Source organism: Mongoliitalea sp. (assembly GCF_054166905.1).
In genome coordinates, this window is the sequence record NZ_JBSZCK010000027.1 from 63,041 (window position 1) to 85,121 (window position 22,081).

Genomic DNA, 22,081 nt, shown 5'->3' on the forward strand with positions numbered 1-22,081 from the left:
TCATGCAAACGAAACAAAAAAAAATACAGAATAGTGATTCTGTTGAATTAGAGAAAAAAGAAGAAAAGGCTGAAAAAGTAATGATTGCTTTTGATCCTGATCTAGTTAATCAAATTGGAGAATATCTAAGTAAACGGCCATGGGCAGAAGTGAATCACTTATTGAGTGAATTACAAAAAGGATTACCAGTAAACATCAGTTAAATGGAAATTTTCAGAGGTGTTGACTTGATTTTCAAGGCTAATATAGACCTAAGTACTGTGTTCACCCATCAATTGATGGGTGAACATAAGGTACAGGCTGCTTGGATATCTTCCGAGTCATTAGATATCAGACTTGGTGATTACATTGTCGTAGGTTCTGAAAAATTCTACCTCAATAGACCTTGCACTATACAGAAAGTCAACAATTTTACTTATCGATATTCAGCGACATTCGAGGGTGAGGTTTATGAGCTTTATCGCAAGATTTTGTTTGATGAAGGCCGTAAGCGATTTAGCTATTTCGGATCACCTGAGGATTTTATGTTATTGATCTTGGAGAATCTAAATGAAGATAATCCGGGATGGACATTGAACATCGATATTCCTGACTCAATCATCCCTCAGTTATTAAGCTTTGACGGAGATAGCTGTCGTGTGGCCATGACTAAGGTGATGGAAGCGTTTAAGCTTGAATTTAGGTTGGTACAGCGTGAAATCATAATTAGACAAGATGTCGGCTTTGATTCAGTGTATACGTTTAAGTATGGACGATGGGAGGGTTTGTATTCTCTGATAAGGGAGTCAAAAGATGATACAGAGGTAGTGACCAGGCTTTATGGTTTTGGAGGAGAAAGGAATATCCCTGCTAGCTATAGATCAGGGGCAAATGAGCTCATGTTTGATTTTGAAGGAAAACCATACATAGAGGCTAATGTGGAAATCTATGGGATCAGGGAAGGTACTGTATCATTTCCTGATATTTTTCCTCGTCGCACTGGGGCATTGACAGGAGTTGAGGCGAATAATGTGGTCAGAGATAGCACGCTTGATTTTGATATCAATTCCCAGCTTTTGGGAGGAGTTACGGCCAAAATCGTATTTAAAAGCGGGGCACTCTCGGGTTATGAGTTTGATATAGAGCGGTACGATCATCCTACTAGGCAAATCCGATTTATTCCCCGAGAAGAGGCCAATGGAGCCATCATTCCGGATGAAGGGAGCTTTCAGCCTGAAATAGGTGATACCTACACGTTGATAGGTATCAATATGCCACAGACCTATGTAGAGGCTGCGGAAAGTGAATTATTGGCGGCCACTCAAGAGGCGCATGTTAAATTAAAGAGCCCCCAAGTATCCTACTCTCTGCCTTTAGATGAAAAGTATGTGCGTGAAAATGGTATACAACTATCATGCGGAATGAAAGTAACTATAGAGGACCCGGATCTTGGTTTAAATGAAAAGATTAGAATTTACTCTATATCATTTCCATTGGTTAACCCCTCTTTAGTCACTGCCCAAATTGCAGATACCATTCCATACACAGCGGAAGAAAGAATAATAAGGGATGTGTCGACAATCAAGGGCCAGACTGTAGTAATAGACAGAAGTAGAGTAGAGAATTTTAGAGAAAGTTCACTTCGCTTTCGACAGCTCCAGGACAAGATTTATGATCCTGATGGATACTTTGACCCTGTCAATATCAAGCCCTCTACTATTGAGACTCAAATGCTAAGTGTTGGGGCGAGGTCTCAGAATTTTATCTTAAATGGGGTGGAAATAGCGCCAAACTACTCAGGTGATGCCAATAGTCTATTGATATCATCAGGTGAATTAATACATCTTGAAATAGAAATTGATGGTTTAGGTTACGTTTGGGAGATGGATTTAAGATTGATTGAAGGCCTTGAAACTTCCAAATCTTATTATGTGTATGCGAGATGTAACAGGTCTGCACTTACAGGAACCTGGGTGATTAGTGAGGAAACAATCAATACAGACCAAGAGACTGGTTTTTATCATTTTTGGTTGGGAATTCTTTATCCTGTTAGAAATGATATTAGGTTTTTTCATTTCACTAGAGGAATGACTTACATTGTTGGAGACACTATCACAACTGGGAAAATACAGAGTGTAGATGGTAAGGTTTATTTTGATTTAAGTAACGCTAAGTTTAATGTAGGAAGTGGCAACAAAGGTATGGACTGGAATGTCACCAACGAGGATGCTTTGACGATTAGAGGGGCGGTTTTGGTAGATGCTGTTTTTGCCGATAATGGTGTAATACAAAATCTTAGGGTCAATCAACTTAGGACTGCTGAATCTGGAAAGAGAATGGAAATTAGGGCTTTTGAGGATGAAGAGCAGACAATACCAGCCCATAATCAAAAGTTTTATGATGATGATGGCAATTTAGTAATGACTATTGACACTGGCATAGATGGCGGTTTTGTAGCACCATCTCAGGTGTCCGCAGGTATTTTACTTGAAAGACCTGGTGATAATCCTAGAAAGGTACTCATGAGTCAGAATGGTATTGTTTCGGAAGGATCAATAATGAGCCACCCAACACTTGGCCAGCGATTAGGCTCAGTAATTGGAATACTTAGAACTACTGTGTTTTCAGCCTTTGGTATTGCAGGTGCTGTTGTCGGATGGGATGCAGCGCCAAACCCACAAGTACCAAGCTTCGGAGGATTATTCAATAGTTTATTTGCAAGTAGCTTTCATACTGAATCAATTAGATATACCAATCCAGGCACATATTTAGTCAATGAATTTATGACCTGGATAAGTTGTTATAATTCCAGCGGTACAATTACAATAGTCTTACCAGCACTCCCAAAACAAGGGCGAACGTTATACATAAAGAGAGTCCTTAGTGGTAACGTTGTAATACAAAGCAATGGGATCTCAATGCAATCAAATGGAGGACCTGTAAATACAAGTAACCTTACCACAAGAGGGCATACAAGACGGCTGCAATACGACGGTTTATATTGGCAGATGAATACTTTATAAAGACTTTTAAAACCTCTTAAATAGCCATTTTAAGGGGTTTTATTCTTTATCAAAATTACAAAAAAATGGAACATGTGGATTTAAAAAAAAGGCTTATTTTTGGGTCATTTGGTTTTGGCGATCTTAATTCTAGAAAAATAGTATATTTAACGCTCTAATAAAACCTATTACGTTTCATCAATTAGCAATTCAACCAAATTAAACCTTTCTCTATGAATTCACTAACCCGCTCAAAATTATCCTTGATGATGTTTTTGGAGTTTTTTATTTGGGGTTCATGGTTTGTTACCTTAGGAACATTCCTTGGCACCAATCTCGGCTCCAGCGGAACCCAAATTGGCGCAGCTTTTTCCACCCAATCTTTTGGAGCCATCATTGCTCCATTTATCATTGGACTGATTGCAGATAGATACTTTAATGCTGAGCGTATCTTAGGAATTTTGCATATCGCAGGGGGTATTTTGATGTATTTCTGTTACCAGTCTAGCAGTTTTGAGGCTTTTTATCCTGCTGTATTTTTTTACATGATCTTATTTATGCCAACCTTGGCCTTAGTTAATTCAGTGTCATTTAGACAAATGAAAAATCCTGAAGCCGAATTTGCCTCCATTCGAGTATGGGGCACCATCGGTTGGATAGCAGCGGGTCTAGCGATCAGTTACTTGTTTAAGTGGGATGCAGCGGAAAATTTGGCTGCTGGCCAGTTAAAATATACCTTCCTAATGGCTTCCATCACATCGGTTACCTTGGGTCTTTTCAGCTTTACCTTACCAAAAACTCCTCCAAGAGCAGATAAAAATGAAAAAGTTCGAATCGCAGACTTTTTAGGATTGGATGCCTTGGCCTTGTTGAAAGACCGAAACTTCGCAGTCTTTTTCGTTTCCTCTATTTTGATTTGTATTCCTTTAGCGTTTTATTATCAAAATGCGAATCCATTTTTGGCTGAAATCGGTGTAAGTGACCCAACTGGAAAAATGACTTTAGGACAGATATCTGAAGCATTATTCCTTTTGCTATTACCTGTTTTCTTTAAGCGATTTGGTTTTAAAGTGACCATCTTACTGGGTATGATTGCTTGGGTGCTGCGCTATGCTCTCTTTGCAATCGGAGATGCTGACGGAGGCTTGTATTTGTTGATTATAGGGATTGCCCTTCATGGGATTTGTTATGATTTCTTCTTTGTATCCGGTCAAATCTATACAGACTCTAAAGCCGGTGCAAAATTCCAATCAGCTGCACAGGGCTTGATTACCTTAGCTACCTACGGCATTGGTATGTTGATTGGTTTCGCCGTGGCAGGTGCTATCACGGATATGTACCTAATCAGTGAAGGAAACCATGCTTGGTCTTCCATTTGGATGATTCCATCAGGAATTGCTTTGGTGGTTGTGATTTTGTTTACGATTTTCTTTAAAAATGAAAAAGTCGCTAAAATCGACGCCTAACTAACCATGATTCCAACAAATAGAAGAAATGCTTTGAAAAAGATAGCGCTCTCTGGAGCATTATTGGGAAGTACAGGCTTGAACTTGGCCTGTGCACAACCTTCCGAGAAGCAACAATTGAAAGGTAATCTCAAGCATTCAGTATCCTATTGGACCTATAGCTATCTTGGACTGGATGGACTTTGCGAGGCCATCAAAAAGATTGGCTTTAACGCCATCGACTTATTAGGACCCAAAGATTGGCCAATCATCAAAGCCCATGGCGTAGAATGTTCCATGTGTAATGGGGCAGAAATCAGTTTAACAGAGGGTTTCAACAATCCCACAAACCATGCGCAACTCATCAAAAATTATTCAGAAATCATTCCTTTGGTGGCCGAAGCCGGCTTTACCAATCTGATTTGTTTTTCGGGTAATCGCAACGGAATGGATGATGAAACAGGTTTAAAAAACTGTGCAGAAGGCTTAAAAAAGATTATTCCAATCGCAGAGAAGCATGGTGTCATCCTTCAGATGGAACTTCTCAACAGTAAAGTCAACCATAAAGATTATATGTGTGACCGAAGTGCATGGGGAGTGGAATTGTGCAAGCGTGTAGGTTCTGAAAATTTCAAACTCCTGTATGACATCTACCATATGCAGATCGAAGAGGGGGATTTGATCCGGACCATTCGCGAAAACCATCAATATTTTGGGCATTACCATACGGCAGGTAATCCTGGAAGAAACGAAATTGATGATTCACAAGAAATCAATTATAGTGCGGTGATGAAAGCTATTATGGAAACAGGCTTCAAAGGATACATTGGACAAGAGTTTGTACCAAAAGCGGAAGACAAAATCGCATCCTTGGAACAGGCAATTAGAATATGTGACGTGTAATTACAATAAACTCAAACAAATATAGATTATGGCAGACAATACCTATGACGCTATCGTTGTCGGTTCGGGAATCAGTGGCGGTTGGGCAGCGAAAGAGTTGACAGAAAAAGGCCTAAAAGTGCTCCTTTTAGAAAGAGGGCAGAATGTAGAACATATCAAGGACTACAAGACGGCCACACAGGCACCTTGGGAGATTCCTCACCGAGGAAGAAGAACGGTAGAAATGCTTGAAAACCATCCTAATTTGAGAAGGGATTATGTGTTGAATGAGCAAAATTTGGATTGGTGGGCACATGAAAGTGACTCCCCTTACGTAGAAGAAAAGCCATTCACTTGGTTTAGAGGCTATCAGGTAGGAGGACGCTCATTGATGTGGGGAAGGCAAAGTTACCGGTTGGGTGATATTGACTTTGAAGCGAACTTGAAAGAAGGAATTGCCGTTGATTGGCCTATTCGTTACAAAGACTTGGCTCCATGGTATTCATATGTAGAAAAATTTGCAGGTATATCTGGTAATAAGGATAATTATTGGGTACTTCCTGACGGGGATTTTCAACCACCCATGCCGCTCAACTGTGTAGAAAAAGATGTAGCTGCCCGTGTCAAAGAAAAGTGGGATGGCAGAAGAATCGTAACGATCGGCCGTGTGGCTAACCTAACTGAACCTCTTCAAAATCGTGTCAAGTGCCAATTCAGAAACAAATGTTGGTTAGGCTGTCCTTTTGGAGGCTATTTCAGTACACAGTCTTCCACGCTTCCAGCTGCCATGGCTACAGGTAATTTGACCTTAAGACCTTGGTCTATTGTGACCAAAGTAGTCTATGACAAAGACACCCAAAAAGCTACAGGAGTAGAAGTCTTGGACGCTGAGAATATGCAGACTTATGAGTATAATGCGAAAATCGTTTTCTTATGTGCTTCTGCATTCAACTCCACAGCCATATTAATGCGTTCAGCGACAGATATTTGGCCAGGGGGCTTGGGAAGTAGTTCGGGAGAGTTAGGCCACAATGTCATGGATCATCATTTCCGATTAGGTGCCAACGGTATTGCTGAAGGCTATGAAGACAAGTATTACTTTGGCAGAAGACCAAATGGTGTCTACATTCCGAGATTTAGAAATGTTGGTGATGATAAGAGAGACTATTTGAGAGGATTTGGTTACCAAGGAGGTGCTTCCCGATCTGGATGGAGCAGAAATGTTGCAGAGATGAATTTTGGAGCCCCAATGAAAGAAGCCCTTAGCGAACCAGGACCATGGTCTATGGGAATCACAGCATTTGGAGAAATTCTTCCTTATCACGAAAACACCATCAAGTTTAGCAAAGACGTAAAAGATAAGTGGGGCTTGGAAGCCTTGGTGATGAATGCAGAAATCAAGGAAAATGAGAAAAAGATGCGTGTGGATATGATGAACGATGCTGCCGAAATGTTGGAAGCTGCCGGTCTGAAAAATGTTAAAACCTTTGATGCAGGATATACCTTTGGACAGGGAATTCATGAAATGGGAACAGCGCGTATGGGAAGAGACCCTAAAACGTCTGTCTTGAATGGAAATAACCAAGTATGGGACTGCAAGAATGTATTTGTAACAGATGGCGCATGTATGACTTCAGCAGCTGCCCAAAACCCTTCGTTGACTTACATGGCTTTGACTGCAAGAGCGGTAGATTTTGCTGTCAGCGAATTGAAAAAAGGAAATCTTTAACCACTGAATGTAGAAATCATGACAATGAATAGAAGAGATGCTTTAAAAAGTGTCGCATTGATGATGGGAGGCGCTTTTGTAGGAGCAAATGTGCTGTTGACAGGCTGTGCTCCTGAAGACCAAATTGTGGGATTAAATTTCTCTGCCAAAGACATTGCCTTCTTGGATGAGTTGGGAGAAGCAATTATCCCTACCACCGATACTCCAGGAGCAAAAGCTACAGAAATTGGTGCATTTATGGTAATGATGGTAACTGACACCTACAATACTGAGCAGCAAACAAGCTTTGTAGAGGGGTTAAATCTGCTTAGAAAAGACTTCAAAAAGGCCAAAGGAAAAGACTTTATGGACGTTAGTACCGAAGAGAGAACAGCTTATTTGAATGAATTAAAAGCTGCTGGAAAAGCTAGTATAGATGCTCCTGCAGAGTTGGTGCCGACTATCCTAGGTATGCTTCAAGACCTCACCGTCTTAGGCTATTTCACTTCTGAAATTGGTGCTACACAACAATTAAGATTCTTTGAAGCACCTGGCAGATACGACGCATGTATTGATTACACGCCTGGTGACCGTGCCTATGCACTGTAAAAGACCCATAAGTTTACAACTAACCCAAAAAAAGAGGCTGTACAAACAGCCTCTTTTTATTTTAGACCTTTACTTATCATCACTGGAGAAATTCTGAATTGATCGTCCGTTTGGTATAAAGCAAAAGATAAATAATCCCCGCTAAAATCACTAAAGCAGCTAGTTCAAATTGTGCCCAAATTTTCGATTTATTGACTACACGATCTGCCTCATCGGCCATTCGTTTTCCTTCCTCCATTTGGATTTCAGATAATTTTTCTAAGTCAATCAAGGCCTGCTCAATGGATTCATTATACTTTTTCACTTGGGCAATATTGATACCATCCGTTTCAGAAAATAAAAGATCGTAATTATTTATCCGAAGACTCTCTTCTATGATTCTTCTAAAGTCTTCTAAAAAGATAGCTTCATTTGCCGTTAATCCTGTTTTTTCAAAATCATCAACAGTCTTGAGAATTTTCTCTTCCAGCTTTTCTATCTCATCAATGACATTGGAATAATCACTCTCAAGCTCACAATGGTTGACAAGCAGTTTTATTCGAAAGAGATTTTCAGAGATGGAAAATATATAACCTTCCACTACTAGTCGATCTTCGTAAACAGAAATAAATGACCTGCCTAGGTCATTGAAACTTCTGCGCTCCAAGATGTTTTTTCCTACAATGATGGCAATGATGAAAGTCAAAAGAATAGCAACTCTGATCTTATTTTTTTGGAGTTTGGTTCTACTCATGGCAATTTTGGATTTTTACTGGTAAGTGCTGGTGTTTGGACTGATTCCTGAACTAAATAAGGCTGAATTGACCAATAAACCTAGCAAAGTACCTACAAAAAAAAATTATATAGGTCATAATTTTTTTTTATGATTGACATAGAACCGTTAATGCTGTTTAGTTTAATATAACTTTTCCAAAGTTCTGTTTGGAGGTTCAGGTTGATTGTACTTCTAATCAACCTTTTGAAAAGCTTCAATTCAATTTGCATTCTTATCTAAACGACATTGATCTAACCATTCCAAAGTTAGATTTGAGGCAGGATTTAATAAGCGTACCTAGCGAGAACCTTCTTGTGTGTGAGATCAAAAATTAATCAGCATAGGAGCGCTTGCTATACGAGATATTTCCAAGACTGTATATCTGGTAAAAAACGTCATTTTCTTTCCACCTTCGTGCCAGTATGGTAAAATCCTTTTATTTTTAAGCTAAGAAATCTTACATAACAGAAGCATTACATTCCGGATAAGCCTCATTCTTTAACATCTACATTAACTCCCCATGAAAATACTCCACACCGCCGACTGGCACTTAGGTAAAAGATTACAAGAGTACTCCCGACTGGAAGAACAAAAAGAAGTCCTTCAAGAAATCGTGGAGATTGCTGAAGCGGAAGCTGTGGACCTTGTCCTGTTGGCTGGTGATATTTTTGATACCTTCAACCCCAATCATGAGGCGGTCGAACTCCTCTACAAAACTCTGAAAAAGCTATCCAATAATGGACAGCGTCCCATCATAGCTATTTCTGGCAATCATGACTCCACGCAGTTTATAGAAGCTCCGGACCCATTGGCTCGGGAACTCGGAATTATCTTCTACAGCCGCTATGATAGTACCATATCAGTTGGAACATTAGATAGCGGAATTCAAATTCTCCAGAGTGAGTCTGGCTTCGTAGAACTCAACTTACCAGCATTCGATTTTCCTGTGAGAATTTTACTAGCGCCTTATGCCAACGAGCTCCTGCTCAAAACTTATTTAGGTGACGGAGACCGAGAAGCGGAGTTTAGGGAATTGATGGGTCAGCGATGGAAAGCACTGGCAAATACGCATTGCGATGACAAAGGCGTCAACTTGTTTATCGGGCATTTCTTTTTTATGAAAGAAGGGGAAAAGCCAGAGGCCGAACCAGAATCGGAGCGCCCTATCCTCCACGTGGGAGGCACTCAAGCATTGTACACTCATTTGATCCCACATCAGATCCAATATGCGGCACTTGGGCATTTACATCGATACCATGCTGTCGCAAAAGAGCCTTGTCCGATTGTCTACGCTTCTTCACCTCTTTCCTATTCCTTCAGCGAAGCAGCTCAAGAGAAACAGGTAGTCATCATCGAAGCAGAACCCAGAAAACCTGCCAACTACCGGCCTATTCCACTAAAAAAAGGAAAACCCCTATACAGAGAAACCTTTGACAACCTTGAAAAAGCCTTGACTTGGCTGGAAGCAAACCCTCATTGTTATGTGGAATTGACCTATATCACCGAACATGCCATCGATGCGCCTACCAGAAAAGCGTTGATGAATGCACATGATGGGATTGTAAATCTCATTCCTCAGATCAAAAATCCTGAGGGACAAGAATCCCTCAGCCTTAAAGTAGAAGATCTGGAAAAAGACATGCTCAGCTTATTCCAATTATATTACAAAAGCGAAAAAGGTATAGAACCGAATGATGAATTACTAGACCTTTTTAAAGAGGTGATCAGTCGTGATCAGTCAAATTAAGATTGATTTAAAAAAACAGATGTTTCATCAATCAAGCCTATTTCAAATTATTTCAACCTTATTTCCATCTTATTTCAATTAGCAAGTAAGTATTCTTTTACCCCTCAAATTAGCGTAATCATGATCCCTCTCAAACTCGAAATAGAAGGTTTATACTCATACAAGGAAAAACAAGTTATAGATTTCACCCAACTGACGGCCGCAGGGCTGTTTGGTATTTTTGGAGCAGTAGGCAGTGGGAAATCATCGATTTTGGAAGCCATTTTACTTGCTTTGTACGGAAGCACGGAGCGATTATCTGATCGAGGCGAGAAAAACAGCATGCTCAACCTGCAGTCGGAAGCTTTAAAAATTGTATTTGAATTTCGCTCAGGTAAAAACAATACCCACACCTATCGATCTATCTACTTAGCCAAGCGGAATCCTAAAAAGTTTGAAGAGGTAAAGCCCGCTGAACACAATTTTTACAAACTAGGGCCAAGCGATTGGGAGCCAATCGAGCAAAGTGCAGAGCAGCTCTTGGGAATGAAAAAAGAGCACTTCAAGCAAACCGTGATTATTCCTCAAGGTAAGTTTCGTGAGTTTATTGATTTGACTCCTGGCCCAAGAGCCGATATGATGAAGGAGCTGTTTGGATTGGAGCGATTCGATCTTTCTGCAAAAACAGGCACAATTCTCCGGCAAGTGAAGGACGAAAAAATCCGCTTGGAAACCCAGTTAGTCTCATTAGATACGGTTAGCAAGGAAGCATTGGAAAGCAAAAAGTCCCAAATTCAAGAGCTTGCAGCAACAGTGGAACGCAATCAGGCTGCTTTCAGTGAGCAGGAACGTATATTAAAAACACAAGAAGGATTGCTCAAAAAGCATCTGGAGCTACAAGAATTTCTCCAAGAGTGGAATTCTTTGGAAGAAAAGAAGCCATCCATTCAGGAAAAGAAAAGGGTTTGGAAGGAATTTCTGACTGCTAAGACCTACCTCAAACCCGTGTGGCAACAGATGCAGGAAAAGCAGCTTGACTTGGAAAAGGAAATCGTAAGTGCTGAAAATTGCAGAAGATTTCAGGGGCAGTATATTCAGGATATCAAAACCTACCAAGAGGAGTTGAAGGCTCTTCGAAAAAAAGCTGACCTCAAATCCGAGCGGGAATCCAAGATTCGAGACTTGAAAAAAGTCATCGAAATTCAGGGAATCCAGCAGGATTTTGAGCAGGCTAAGGACCTGACGGAAAAACTAGCTCCAGCGATTACTCAAGAAAAAAAGACACTAAAAGAGCTCTCTGATCGCATACAGTCCTTGGAGGCACGCGCAGAAGCCATCACTACTGTAGACAACAACACCCTGGCTGATCGTAAAATGAATGTTCAGAATCTGAGACGACTAGAGGAACAAATACGAACCTCTACCAAGGAAAAGGAGCATTTGGACCAGCTGATTGATGAAATCAACGGCACGCTTCATTCATTGAATAAACAACTACCCCAAGAAGTAGCAGACTTTTCGAGCTGGATGGAGTCACAGCAGGGAAGAATACGAGAACTAGAAGGACAAAAGGAAAAACACATTCAAAAGGCAGGTTTGGCTACTCATATCCACCTCCTTCATGAGGGAGAGGCATGTCCACTTTGTGGCGCATTAGAGCACCCAAACCCTTTGGAAGCGGAGTCTGTCGAAGCGATGCAAAGCATCACGGATAGTATCGAAGATGCTAAAAATACGCTGGAAAAAATTCGCACACTCCAAAATGAAACCAAGCAAGAATCCTTTCGCTTAGAAGCCCAGCTAGGAATTCGGAAAAAATTGCAGGAAACGATTCAATCCCTGCAAGAAGAACAAAAAACCATCCTTGCACACTTACGAATGCAGGGAATAGAAAATATGCAAGCCCTTGAAACCTCCATCAAGGAAGCCGAAGAACGCAGCTCCGTAAAGGCTAGCTTGGAAAAAGAAGTGAAACACTTCCGTAAAGAATGGAATGATCTCCAAGCAAAGCTTGAAACTGAGGAGCAGAAACTGAGAGAAGCAGAGCAACAACAGTTAGCTCTTCAAAGCAGACTTAGCTCCAAACGGGAAGAAATCAAAGACATAAACTTTTGTAAGCCTTTCTTTGAAAAGGATACGCAAAGTATTGAAAGCAGTATAGAGAAGGTTCAGCGGGATATCGATGAAACCGCCTTCAAACTGGAGGGTAAGCAAAAAGCCTTGCAAGAAACCCAAACCAAGCAGGCTACTAATTTGGCTAATCTTGAACATGCTGAATCGCTCATCAAGATCCTTACCATCAAAATCCAAGAACTTGAGCAGGAATTCAACGAATTGATGCGGGTACATGGATTTATGGATGAATCAGAGGTCATTGCACTATTCAATCATTCTTTAGATGCAGATAAAGTGGATGCAGAGATTCGTTTGTTTGAGGATCGTTGTCTGTTGGTCAACAGTAAAATTCAGGAGCTTCGTGCTGAGGAGGGTGTGGAAGGATTTAGCCAGCACTATTTCGATCAACTGACCCAAGAAGTGGCTGCACAAAAAAGTGCTTTGGAGGCTCTTCAAAAAGAATTCACGTTGTTGGACAAGGAAATCAGTACCCTGAGTCAACAATTGGAACAAAAAAACACCTTACTTCAAGAATTCTCTCATGTAGAAAATAGAGAAACCAATCTCAAAGAATTGGAAAAGCTCTTTAAAGGCAGTGGATTTGTGAAATACGTCAGCACCATCTACCTCAAAGAGCTTTGCAATACGGCCAATATTCGCTTCATGAAGCTGACCAAAAACAGCCTAAGCTTGGATATGGATGATAACAATACTTTCTGGGTAATTGACTACCTCAATGGAGGAAAGCGCCGCTTGCTCAAAACCCTTTCGGGTGGTCAAACCTTCCAAGCCTCCCTCTGCTTGGCCTTGGCTTTGGCAGAAAAAGTAAAAGCCCTCAATCAAGCTGATCAGTCGTTCTTCTTCTTGGATGAAGGTTTTGGGGCATTGGATAAAAATTCTCTCCGCGTGGTCTTCGAAACCCTCAAATCCCTCCGCCACGAAAACCGCATTGTCGGTATCATCTCCCACGTAGAAGAACTCCAACAGGAGATCGGAGTCTATGCCAAAGTGGAACTCGATGCAGAGCGAGGCAGTGTGGTTGGGTATTCGTATTAGAAGCGAGAGATGAGATGCGAGATACAGAGAAAGACATCCGGCGGAGAGATTGATAGGTGTAGATAATGAAATATGCTAACGCGATATAAGTAGATATATGCCTATCGGCGATATATTTAGAGGCGTTTAAATAATAGAATTATTCTTAAAAAAGTGTCAAGTATTATCAAGACGAGAAAGAGAAGAAGTAACAATTTTTTGCACGGTTTTTTTTACCATGAATCATAAGTTTGCCATCCCTAAAAAATCAATAGGGACCTGCATCCAAGCAGATACATGATTTCCGTAAATGTCCCTTGCAGGAATATAGTTCCCCTGAAAAAGTTCAAATACGCGCTTAGCCTCAAGAAGCAAAGCTTCATGAATTTCTTTTTCACCTTGAAAAGTCACTTCCTCAACAGTCCCTACCTCCGTTATTTTGATTCCAATCCAAACTTTACCTTTCGCACCTTTTCTCCGTGCTGCACTTGGATAGGTGAGATTTTTCACCAAGGTTTGATTCCATTCCTCCAAATTCTCAAAACTTGGCATCAACACATTTCTGTTTACCTGCTCCAACTGTTCCTCAGAAGGAGTGAAGAAGCCATTGCAAGCTGTATTTGAAGGATTACAAATAATATCTAGCACTTTTCGTTCAGGGCTAAAAACTTTTATCACATGATAACTTCCTCTTTTTTTGACAGTTTCAACAAACCAAATCTTACCCTGATCATCGTAAGAAACATGGTCTTTCCATTGAAAAAACTCTGAATCGGTAAACAGATTCTCAGTACTTATTTCTTCTCCTTCTCGATCAACAAGGATTGTTACTAATTGACCCAGTTCGGATTGTTGTAAAATTTTGGTATATCTATGATTTTCTGATTGGTTTTCTACAGGATTGAATTGTCCATCCAAAGGAATATTTATCTGTTGTCCCATTGTCAACAAAACCGAGAAAAATAAAAATACTCCAGTAAAAACAGCTCTCATATTGAAATCATTGATTGAATAAAATAATTTAGGGCAATTCTTACAACTATCCAAAAAATAAATTCACCCAACTCTTTAACTTTATCTTCTTTGATGCAAAATTCAATTCTGACAAATCTATTCAAATTGGCCAAACTGCCTAGCCTTTTCCCGAAAGTAATATTTTCTCCCTCATACTAATCACCTAAAAATCTGCGCTAAATCTGCCAGATCCCCTTAATCTGCGAGAGATTACGTTTTATAATAAATCCTTAACCTTCCCGTAAACTCATTCCCCTTAAGAAAACCTACTTTTGGTACTACCAACCTGATCAAAAGTAACCATGAAAAAATTAATTCTTGTAGCTGTCTTTATTTCCTTTAGTGCTGTAATCTATGCACAGCAAACTGTCAAAGGAATCGTTTTTGAAGACAATAACCGTAATGGAAAAAAGGAAAGAAACGAAAAAGGAGTGGCAAATGTAGCTGTTTCCAACGGTATTGAAGTAGTCCTGACCGACGCTAAAGGAGCGTATGAGTTACCCATTCAAGAGCACCAAACCATTTTTGTCATCAAGCCAGCAACTCATGCATTACCTGTAGATAGCCATAATCTTCCTCAATTTTTCTATACGCATAAACCCAATGGCTCTCCAGCCGATTTGAAATATCCTGGAGTTGCACCCACAGGGCCACTGCCGACCTCTATAGATTTTGCTTTAATACCTACCACTTCCTCAGACAAATTTACTGCATTGATTTTTGGAGATCCTCAACCCTATAGTTTGGAGGAATTGGAATACTTCAGAAAAGGGATTGTGTCCGAGGTAGAGGGGATTTCAGGAGTTAGTTTTGGAGCATCTTTGGGTGATATCGTAGGAGATAGACCTGACTTTTTCCCTGCCTATAAAGAAGTCATTGGAAAAGTTGGTTTACCTTGGTTTCATGTCATGGGTAACCACGATATGAATTTTGATGCACCTTCAGATGAGTTCAGCGACGAATCTTTCACCGCAGCTTTTGGACCTGCCACCTATGCCTTCAATCATGGAAATGCACACATTGTGGTCATAGAAAATATATTATACCCAGACCCGCGGGATGGACAGGGGTATTGGGGTGGACTTCGACCTGATCAATTAGCTTTCGTAGAAAATAACCTCAAATTGGTTCCCACAGATAAATTGGTGATAATGTTGATGCATATACCCTTATTTGAAGAGAATGGAGACAGTTTCCGGGATGCTGATCGGGAAAAGCTATTGGAACTGCTTTCTCCTTTTGCCAATACCCTATCCATGTCAGCACATACGCATTACATGAAACAAACATTTTTCGGAAAAGAAGATGGTTTCACAGGAACAAAACCCCATCACCACTTCAATATCGGAACACCTTCGGGAGATTGGTATAGTGGAAAAATCCAAGCCGACGGCACTCCAATCGCTACCCAGCGAGACGGTTCTCCCAAAGGATATATATTTTTAGACATTGATGGGACTGATTATGCCGCACGATATAAGCCTGCGGGAAAATCAGCAGATTACCAAATCCAAGTGCATGCACCAAAAATTCTAGTCGAAGGTGTACGTACAACCGCCCAAGTAGTCGCCAATTTCTTCACAGGTACTTCCACGGATAAGGTCAGCTACCGAATCAATGGTGGAGAATGGAAGCCCATGATCAATTTTGAAAGCTTGGATCCTAGCTTTTGGTTAGAAGTCATGGAATGGGACACTACCCTAGAAGTCATCCAGGGCCGGAGACCTTCCAATCCTGCACTCACAGACCATTTGTGGAGAGCAGCCCTCCCAAGCAACTTAGCTGCTGGTGACTACACCATAGAAATTCAGGCTACTGATATGTATGGAGCTGTGCACATGGCTACGCATCAGATGCGTGTGGTTCCAAAACCTTGATTTAGAATCGAGATGCGAGCTTGCCTACTGCAAGTAGGAGACGAGAAGCGAGCTTGCCTACCGAGAGGTAGGAGTTTAGACACAAGAGCCAAGAATCAAGACATCTACAACTATCCAAACCGTGGACAGTCGACCGTGGACCTCTAGTTACTAATCACTTAATCAACTAATCACTATAATGTACCAAGTACCAAGTACAAGGTACCAAGTAGGGATTCGAGTAGCGAGCTTGCCTACCGAGAGGTAGGAGTTTAGATACAAGAGTCCAGAAAAAAGAATCAAGACATCTACAACTATCCAAACCGTGGACAGTCGACCGTGGACCTTTAGCTACTAATCAACTAATCACTATAATGTACCAAGTTAAGATTTACTCATAATCAATTAGTGAAATTCGTGCTATTCGTGGACCCACCCTTTGCGGACATGGCGTTTTATCGTTGCGCACGTGGGGAGAACAAAAGTAGTAGCTTGGAAAGAAATGTCGAATGATGAACGTCGAATTACGAATAATGAATTTTGTATGTTCCATCATAAACCCTTATATTTAACGAATTAGTTTATACTAAAAGGTAACCACAACTATCCAACATGAAATCCCCAACCTCCCCTGTCTTTTATGCAGCTATATGCACATTACTAGTTATAGCTTTCACTTTTTCGTGCAACACAAAAGAACAATCAAAAACTCCAGAGGTCTTTTTCGGCTCGATAGAGGAACTGATCCTGGATACTGTCTATTTGGAAAAGGATGTGACCATTAATCGCTTACCTGCATCTTTTACATACGATGCTAGTTCAAAGTCTTGGATAGCATTGGATCAGACGAGGTTATTTAAGACACCTTATCCAGCACTTGATCCACTAACCGTCCAACTACTGGAAAAAGAAGGACCTGATGGCATTGGCCCTTTCAGTTATGGTTCGTTGATTACAGAAGATTATATTTTCATTCTCAACAGCCCCAAAGAACTCATCCAACTAGACCACAATGGTCAAGTCCTCAAAAGAATTCCCTTTCCCACTGACATCAAAAGAGAAACTAGCCTATTCAATGTCCTTAAAGGTCAACAGCTGTATTGGGATCAATCCAGTCAAAAGCTCTTCATTCCATTGGTCCCATTCATCCTGAAAGAAGGGAGTTTTGAAGAGGAGGTATGGATTTGGGAAGCCGATTTTACTACCAATGAAATCAAGCCCCATATTTCCTTTGCTTTTCCTGAACTTTACAAGGAGTTTTTGGAAGATGTAGAACTGGGTACCTTTTTCAATACCTATGCACCTGACAAGCAAGCACAGGTAATTTCACTGCCTGCTTCCGACTCAGTGATGCTTATTAGTCCTGAAAAGAAAGAGTGGATCTATGCAGGATCATCCGAAAAACTGCAATTCCTCAAAGGCAAAACAGAGCAATATGGAGAAATGATTGCCTTTGTACCCAATCATGAAAGCAGTCGCTATGCTGCTATCCGTTGGAACCCTTATCGCAAACAATTTGTAAGAAATCTGACTGTATCCGAGAAAAAAATAGATGATAAAGTCATTCGAGACCATCGACTCCTATTCTTCAATGCTGACTTTCAGAAATTAGCAGAGATCAGCTTCAATGCACAACTGATCAGCCCCATTCCATTATTTACTCCAGATGGAGTTTATTTAAAACTTTTGGATGCTGAATCGGATGATTATGAAGGGTATGTGAGGCTTAAGGCCGATTTTTGATTTGCCACGAAGGCTCGAAGACACAAAGGTAAAGTTGTATTTTATCTTTCTACCAAATTTTCAATCCGAATATCAGAAATTCTATCAACCTCTTTCAGGTTTTCTGTCACCGTAATAAGATCTCTTTCAACTGCTGTACACCCATTCAACAGCCTACTTCTTCTTAAACAAGGAATCTACAAACTCCTTGCGATTGAACACCTGCAAGTCGGTCATCTTTTCTCCTACGCCGATGTATTTGACAGGGATTTTGAATTGATCGGATATACCAATCACTACGCCACCCTTAGCGGTACCATCCAATTTGGTAATCGCTAAAGCACTTACTTCGGTAGCTTTGGTAAATTCTTTTGCTTGAATAAAGGCATTTTGACCGGTAGAGCCATCTAGTACCAACAAAATTTCATGAGGCGCTGCATCGATAAATTTCTGCATCACCCGCTTGATTTTGGTCAATTCGTTCATCAAGTTGACCTTGGTATGTAAACGACCTGCGGTATCTACGATTACCACATCGGCATTCATCTCTACACCTTTTTTAACCGTATCAAAGGCTACTGAAGCAGGATCAGTATTCATCCCGTGAGACACTACCGGCACCCCCACTCGCTCACCCCACAAAATCAACTGATCAACGGCAGCAGCTCTAAAGGTATCCGCAGCTCCCAAGACAACCGTCTTGCCAGCTGCTTTGAACTGATGGGCTAACTTTCCGATCGTGGTGGTTTTACCCACGCCGTTCACTCCCACTACCATGATAACATAGGGTTTTTTATCTGCAGGCAAATCAAAATCTGATAGATCAGCACTTTTGTTTTCTTCCAATAGCCCCATCACCTCTTCTCTCAAGATCACATCCAATTCAGATGCACTGAGATACTTATCCTTTGCTACCCGCTCTTCAATTCGTTGGATGACTTTGATAGTGGTATCAACTCCCACATCAGAGGTGATCAGGATTTCTTCCAGCTCATCTAAAACTTCTTCGTCAACTTTTGACTTACCGACAACTGCTTTGCTGATTTTTGAAAAAATATTTTCACTGGACTTTTGAAGTCCCTGATCCAAACTTTCCTTTTTTTCTTTGGAAAAAAAACCGAAGATTCCCATAATGTTATGTAATTGAAGCCCGAATATAATGAAAATGTCCCTTCAAGTCATTGCTCAAAGGGACATTTCGAAATTTATCGAAATAAATTCTTATTTCTTCAAGGTATCCTGAACCATAGTGGTTGGAACCATTTCTTCTTTGAAGGTGTAAGCACCAGTTTTGTCAGATTTTACTGCTCTGATAACTTTAGCATAAGTTACACCACCTTCTTTCTTTAGAGTCGCTACTACTTTCTTTGCCATATCTTTGGAGAATTAAAGGTTGTTTCTTGACAACACCGTGCCTAATTACTTAATTTCTTTGTGAACCGTCATTTTCTTCATGATCGGGTTGTATTTTTTCAACTCCAATCGTGTAGTCGTATTCTTACGGTTTTTTGTTGTGATGTATCTTGAAGTACCTGGAAGGCCAGAATCCTTATGCTCTGTGCACTCCATAATCACTTGTACTCTGTTACCTTTCTTAGCCATCGCTTCCTAGTATTTATATGCGTTAACCTGACTGATTATTTAATGATGATCATACCTTTAGCCTGAGCATCTTTCAAAACGGCGCTAACGCCTTTTTTGTTGATTGTTCTCAAAGCCTTGGAACAAACTTTCAACGTAATCCAAGCATCTTCTTCTGGAATGTAGAAGTTCTTTTTGTGTAGGTTTGGATAAAACATACGCTTGGTTTTGTTGTTCGCGTGCGATACGTTGTTACCTACTCGAGGTCTTTTACCGGTGATGTCACAAACTTTTGCCATGATATATTGTCGTAATAGTATAGACGTTTTTTAAATTGAGTCTGCAAATATCGGACTTTTGCTCGAATTAACAAAAGTTGATTTTATTTTTTTCGATAAAGTTCTCAAAACCACACATTAAATCCTCCTAAGCAAGTAAATCACTAGAATTAATAGCGCACATACCCCTGAACTACCATCCGATTAGGCTTGGACCAGATCACATCCTGTGCAGTTTCAATCACATAATGGCTCAATTCCTCCGATCCGGAATTGAAAAACATCGCTCCTCTGATTTCGGACGTATAGAAGAAGTTCTCTTTCTTCTCAAAGAAACTCAACTCCTTGACCTTCCCTTCCTCATAGCGCACGACTACCTTTTGGGTTTTATTTTTTTCGCCTTCCTTCAACTCATGAATGAGATACTCAGGACTCCGGGCGCTCTCATACGCAGCAGCAAGTGCAGGTCTATTAATATCATTCTGGAGAAAGAAGTCAAATTCATTCAGCCAGTCTTCCACTAAAAAGAGTTCTTCGGAACGCTCACGTTCTCCATTGACAGTCACCTGTCTCGAAACTGTTTTACTGTCTAATTTTTCAGCCAACACTTCCACAAACTCTTTTACTGGGAAATAAGCGGGTTCCTCACCTGAACGCTCCCGAGTGGAAGGGTCACAGCTTAGAATAAAGCAAGAAAGAGTTAATAATAAGAAAAGGTTATATACTCGAGCTTTCAGCGTTTTCATACATTAACTTGACTTTTGGACAAGCAAATTATCCCCTGTCATTTCTCCAGGCACCTCCACTCCCATCAATGCCAAGATCGTTGGGGCTAAATCACCTAGCTTCCCATCATTCACAGGAAGCACATCTTCTTTGTCTACCATGATGCAAGGTACCAAATTAGTCGTATGTGCTGTATTAGGAGACCCATCTTCATTGATCATCATATCGGAATTGCCATGATCCGCAATGACTATGGTGGTATATCCGCTTTCCAGCGCTTGTTCAATCACTTGTTGAGCACATTTATCGACAGCTTCACAGGCTTTTACAGCTGCATCAAAAACGCCCGTGTGCCCCACCATATCTGCATTGGCAAAGTTGAGGCAGACAAAATCCACTTCCTTCTTACGCAACTCATTTTTGATTTTTGAGGCAATTTCAAAGGCAGACATTTCCGGCTTTAAGTCATAGGTAGCTACCTTGGGCGAAGGACACAAAATTCTGCTCTCTCCTTCAAATGCCACTTCCCTACCTCCCGAGAAGAAGAAGGTTACGTGAGGATATTTCTCCGTTTCAGCAATACGGATCTGCTTTTTACCAGCTTTCTCCAACACCTCTCCCAAGGTATTGTTGAGGTTATCTTTTTCAAAAAGCACCTTGACACCCTTAAAGGTATCGTCGTAGTTAGTGAAGGTTACATAATGAAGATTCATTTTTTTCATGTTGTAATCTTCAAAATCCTCTTGGGTCAATACTTGGGTAATTTCTCTCCCACGGTCAGTTCTGAAGTTGAAGCAAATAACAACATCGCCTTCTTTAATCGTTGCTACCGGCTTATTGTCACCATTCGCATGAATGATTGGTCGGATGAATTCATCCGTCACTCCATTGACATAGGATTTGGAAATAGCGGCTGTAATATCCTTGGAGCGCTCTCCCTCTCCTTTGACAAGGGCGTCATAAGCCAATTTCACGCGCTCCCAGCGCTTATCTCTATCCATAGCGTAATACCTGCCAACTACAGATGCGATCGTGCCTACGGAGCCCTTTAGATGCTCCTGCAAGTCCTTGATATATCCAAGCCCTCCCTTAGGGTCTGTATCTCTACCGTCTGTAAAAGCATGGATGAAAGCCTTTTCCAAACCATTGGCTTTGGCTGCATCACATAGACCTTTTAAATGCTTGATATGTGCATGCACACCTCCATCAGAAACAAGTCCGATGAAATGTACATCCTTGTTATGATCCTTGGCATACTCAAATGCCTCCTGCAACACAGGATGGGTATTGAGATCACCTTCTTCTACTGCTTTATTGATTTTTACCAAATCCTGATAGACGACCCTACCCGCACCGATATTCATGTGGCCAACTTCAGAGTTACCCATCTGTCCTTCTGGAAGTCCAACAGCCAATCCAGAAGCATCCAATTTACTATGAGGATACGTGTTAAAAAGACTATCCATGAAGGGGGTTTGTGCTTTTTCAATGGCGGAAACAGCTGGATTGGTCCCGAGACCCCATCCGTCCAAAATCATCAAAATAACTTTCTTATTCATGTCGCATGTGTAGTTAATTCCTTACAAAAATTAAATGAGAGTGTAAAAATGCCTATTCTTTACCAATGCCACAAAAATAGCATGGAAATA

Annotated in this window: 18 protein-coding genes; 10 read left to right on the top strand and 8 right to left on the bottom strand. The window is 40.8% G+C overall.

What is annotated here, in order from left to right:
- Positions 1-2: 2 nt before the first annotated feature.
- From ACXIUD_RS09840 to ACXIUD_RS09865, 6 genes are all read left to right on the top strand, one after another.
- Positions 3-203: a hypothetical protein gene (locus ACXIUD_RS09840; protein ID WP_458052463.1), complete on the top strand. Its 201-nt coding sequence runs from the start codon at positions 3-5 to the stop codon at positions 201-203.
- Positions 204-3,002: a hypothetical protein gene (locus ACXIUD_RS09845; RefSeq protein WP_458052464.1), complete on the top strand. Its 2,799-nt coding sequence runs from the start codon at positions 204-206 to the stop codon at positions 3,000-3,002. It begins immediately after the preceding gene.
- 212 nt (positions 3,003-3,214) lie between these two features.
- A complete protein-coding gene (locus ACXIUD_RS09850) occupies positions 3,215-4,447 on the top strand; it encodes a nucleoside permease (protein WP_458052465.1) in 1,233 nt (410 codons plus the stop codon).
- Positions 4,448-4,453: 6 nt separating this feature from the next.
- On the top strand, positions 4,454-5,329 hold the full coding sequence (locus ACXIUD_RS09855) for a hydroxypyruvate isomerase family protein (RefSeq protein WP_458052466.1): 876 nt from the start codon (positions 4,454-4,456) through the stop codon (positions 5,327-5,329).
- A gap of 28 nt (positions 5,330-5,357) precedes the next feature.
- On the top strand, positions 5,358-7,037 hold the full coding sequence (locus ACXIUD_RS09860; protein ID WP_458052467.1) for a GMC oxidoreductase: 1,680 nt from the start codon (positions 5,358-5,360) through the stop codon (positions 7,035-7,037).
- 18 nt (positions 7,038-7,055) lie between these two features.
- Positions 7,056-7,625, top strand: a complete 570-nt coding sequence (locus ACXIUD_RS09865) for a gluconate 2-dehydrogenase subunit 3 family protein (RefSeq protein ID WP_458052468.1) — start codon at positions 7,056-7,058, stop codon at positions 7,623-7,625.
- Between the two features lie 79 nt (positions 7,626-7,704).
- Here the strand turns inward: ACXIUD_RS09865 and ACXIUD_RS09870 are convergent, their stop codons facing one another.
- Entirely contained in the window at positions 7,705-8,358 is a 654-nt protein-coding gene (locus ACXIUD_RS09870) for an MCP four helix bundle domain-containing protein (RefSeq protein WP_458052469.1), read from the bottom strand.
- Between the two features lie 541 nt (positions 8,359-8,899).
- Here ACXIUD_RS09870 and ACXIUD_RS09875 point away from each other — a divergent pair.
- Positions 8,900-10,126 (top strand): metallophosphoesterase family protein, encoded by a 1,227-nt coding sequence (locus ACXIUD_RS09875; protein ID WP_458052470.1) that lies wholly within the window; start codon positions 8,900-8,902, stop codon positions 10,124-10,126.
- Positions 10,127-10,246: 120 nt separating this feature from the next.
- Positions 10,247-13,276, top strand: a complete 3,030-nt coding sequence (locus tag ACXIUD_RS09880; protein ID WP_458052471.1) for an SbcC/MukB-like Walker B domain-containing protein — start codon at positions 10,247-10,249, stop codon at positions 13,274-13,276.
- Between the two features lie 222 nt (positions 13,277-13,498).
- On the opposite strand, the gene ACXIUD_RS09885 is transcribed toward ACXIUD_RS09880, so the two are convergent.
- The gene (locus tag ACXIUD_RS09885) at positions 13,499-14,248 is read right to left on the bottom strand and encodes an energy transducer TonB (RefSeq protein ID WP_458052472.1); all 750 of its coding nucleotides are present in this window, start codon (positions 14,246-14,248) and stop codon (positions 13,499-13,501) included.
- Between the two features lie 323 nt (positions 14,249-14,571).
- Between ACXIUD_RS09885 and ACXIUD_RS09890 the strand changes: the two genes are divergently transcribed.
- Both ACXIUD_RS09890 and ACXIUD_RS09895 read left to right on the top strand, forming a co-directional pair.
- Positions 14,572-16,146, top strand: a complete 1,575-nt coding sequence (locus ACXIUD_RS09890) for a calcineurin-like phosphoesterase C-terminal domain-containing protein (protein WP_458052473.1) — start codon at positions 14,572-14,574, stop codon at positions 16,144-16,146.
- Between the two features lie 591 nt (positions 16,147-16,737).
- The gene (locus ACXIUD_RS09895; RefSeq protein ID WP_458052474.1) at positions 16,738-17,868 is read left to right on the top strand and encodes a DUF4221 family protein; all 1,131 of its coding nucleotides are present in this window, start codon (positions 16,738-16,740) and stop codon (positions 17,866-17,868) included.
- 153 nt (positions 17,869-18,021) lie between these two features.
- Here ACXIUD_RS09895 and ftsY read toward each other — a convergent pair whose 3' ends face one another.
- From ftsY to gpmI, 6 genes are all read right to left on the bottom strand, one after another.
- Positions 18,022-18,978: a signal recognition particle-docking protein FtsY gene (gene ftsY, locus ACXIUD_RS09900; RefSeq protein ID WP_458052475.1), complete on the bottom strand. Its 957-nt coding sequence runs from the start codon at positions 18,976-18,978 to the stop codon at positions 18,022-18,024.
- A 90-nt stretch (positions 18,979-19,068) separates the two neighbouring features.
- Positions 19,069-19,221, bottom strand: a complete 153-nt coding sequence (locus ACXIUD_RS09905; RefSeq protein WP_458052476.1) for a DUF4295 domain-containing protein — start codon at positions 19,219-19,221, stop codon at positions 19,069-19,071.
- Positions 19,222-19,266: 45 nt separating this feature from the next.
- Complete coding sequence (rpmG, locus tag ACXIUD_RS09910; protein WP_189584630.1) at positions 19,267-19,449, bottom strand: 50S ribosomal protein L33; 183 nt, start codon at positions 19,447-19,449, stop codon at positions 19,267-19,269.
- A 35-nt stretch (positions 19,450-19,484) separates the two neighbouring features.
- Positions 19,485-19,727 carry a 50S ribosomal protein L28 gene (gene rpmB / locus ACXIUD_RS09915; RefSeq protein WP_189584627.1) on the bottom strand — a complete coding sequence of 81 codons (243 nt, stop codon included), beginning with the start codon at positions 19,725-19,727 and terminating at the stop codon, positions 19,485-19,487.
- 149 nt (positions 19,728-19,876) lie between these two features.
- On the bottom strand, positions 19,877-20,452 hold the full coding sequence (locus tag ACXIUD_RS09920; RefSeq protein ID WP_458052477.1) for a hypothetical protein: 576 nt from the start codon (positions 20,450-20,452) through the stop codon (positions 19,877-19,879).
- A 3-nt stretch (positions 20,453-20,455) separates the two neighbouring features.
- Positions 20,456-21,991 carry a 2,3-bisphosphoglycerate-independent phosphoglycerate mutase gene (gpmI, locus tag ACXIUD_RS09925; protein WP_458052478.1) on the bottom strand — a complete coding sequence of 512 codons (1,536 nt, stop codon included), beginning with the start codon at positions 21,989-21,991 and terminating at the stop codon, positions 20,456-20,458.
- Positions 21,992-22,081: the final 90 nt, after the last annotated feature.

What these genes read in the sequence shown, in the direction of transcription:
- ACXIUD_RS09870 (WP_458052469.1), bottom strand. Translation starts at nt 8,358, where the DNA reads ATGAGTAGAACCAAACTCCAAAAAAATAAGATCAGAGTTGCTATTCTT.
- ACXIUD_RS09890 (WP_458052473.1), top strand. Translation starts at nt 14,572, where the DNA reads ATGAAAAAATTAATTCTTGTAGCTGTCTTTATTTCCTTTAGTGCTGTA.
- gpmI (WP_458052478.1), bottom strand. Translation starts at nt 21,991, where the DNA reads ATGAATAAGAAAGTTATTTTGATGATTTTGGACGGATGGGGTCTCGGG.
- rpmB (WP_189584627.1), bottom strand. Translation starts at nt 19,727, where the DNA reads ATGGCAAAAGTTTGTGACATCACCGGTAAAAGACCTCGAGTAGGTAAC.
- ACXIUD_RS09905 (WP_458052476.1), bottom strand. Translation starts at nt 19,221, where the DNA reads ATGGCAAAGAAAGTAGTAGCGACTCTAAAGAAAGAAGGTGGTGTAACT.
- ACXIUD_RS09920 (WP_458052477.1), bottom strand. Translation starts at nt 20,452, where the DNA reads ATGAAAACGCTGAAAGCTCGAGTATATAACCTTTTCTTATTATTAACT.
- ACXIUD_RS09865 (WP_458052468.1), top strand. Translation starts at nt 7,056, where the DNA reads ATGACAATGAATAGAAGAGATGCTTTAAAAAGTGTCGCATTGATGATG.
- ACXIUD_RS09840 (WP_458052463.1), top strand. Translation starts at nt 3, where the DNA reads ATGCAAACGAAACAAAAAAAAATACAGAATAGTGATTCTGTTGAATTA.
- ACXIUD_RS09845 (WP_458052464.1), top strand. Translation starts at nt 204, where the DNA reads ATGGAAATTTTCAGAGGTGTTGACTTGATTTTCAAGGCTAATATAGAC.
- ACXIUD_RS09860 (WP_458052467.1), top strand. Translation starts at nt 5,358, where the DNA reads ATGGCAGACAATACCTATGACGCTATCGTTGTCGGTTCGGGAATCAGT.
- ACXIUD_RS09880 (WP_458052471.1), top strand. Translation starts at nt 10,247, where the DNA reads ATGATCCCTCTCAAACTCGAAATAGAAGGTTTATACTCATACAAGGAA.
- ftsY (WP_458052475.1), bottom strand. Translation starts at nt 18,978, where the DNA reads ATGGGAATCTTCGGTTTTTTTTCCAAAGAAAAAAAGGAAAGTTTGGAT.
- ACXIUD_RS09895 (WP_458052474.1), top strand. Translation starts at nt 16,738, where the DNA reads ATGAAATCCCCAACCTCCCCTGTCTTTTATGCAGCTATATGCACATTA.
- rpmG (WP_189584630.1), bottom strand. Translation starts at nt 19,449, where the DNA reads ATGGCTAAGAAAGGTAACAGAGTACAAGTGATTATGGAGTGCACAGAG.
- ACXIUD_RS09885 (WP_458052472.1), bottom strand. Translation starts at nt 14,248, where the DNA reads ATGAGAGCTGTTTTTACTGGAGTATTTTTATTTTTCTCGGTTTTGTTG.
- ACXIUD_RS09855 (WP_458052466.1), top strand. Translation starts at nt 4,454, where the DNA reads ATGATTCCAACAAATAGAAGAAATGCTTTGAAAAAGATAGCGCTCTCT.
- ACXIUD_RS09850 (WP_458052465.1), top strand. Translation starts at nt 3,215, where the DNA reads ATGAATTCACTAACCCGCTCAAAATTATCCTTGATGATGTTTTTGGAG.
- ACXIUD_RS09875 (WP_458052470.1), top strand. Translation starts at nt 8,900, where the DNA reads ATGAAAATACTCCACACCGCCGACTGGCACTTAGGTAAAAGATTACAA.